This is a genomic window from Vogesella mureinivorans, assembly GCF_007644035.1.
Taxonomy (GTDB): Bacteria; Pseudomonadota; Gammaproteobacteria; order Burkholderiales; family Chromobacteriaceae; genus Vogesella; species Vogesella mureinivorans.
Genome location: NZ_VMTV02000531.1, coordinates 1 through 308 on the forward strand (window position 1 = coordinate 1; position 308 = coordinate 308).

General features: G+C 72.1%; 1 protein-coding gene. It reads left to right on the forward strand.

Going from position 1 to position 308, the window contains the following annotated elements:
• Positions 1-308 (forward strand): serine hydrolase domain-containing protein (locus FLQ44_RS14400; protein ID WP_147694973.1); only part of this gene is annotated, 308 nt, incomplete at both ends.

Consider the following 308-nt stretch of genomic DNA (forward strand, 5'->3'; position numbering starts at 1 on the left):
GAAGGCAGCCCGAGCTGGGCGCGCCCGCACGTGATGGCCGGTGGTCGCTTCGTCGCCCTGCGTCCGAAGGAGAACTACTACCGCGTACCGCCGGCGGCCGGCGTCAACGCCAGCGCGCGCGACATGTCGCAGTGGCTGATGGCGCAGATGGGGCGGCAGCCCGAGGTGCTCTCGCCGTCGCTGCTGGAGGACATCCGGAAGCCGCGTGTGGCCACGCCCAGCGAACTGCGCTCGGTACCGTGGCGGCGCGAACGCCTGCGCGCCGCGCAGTATGGACTCGGCTGGCGCGTCTTCGACTACGCCGACGA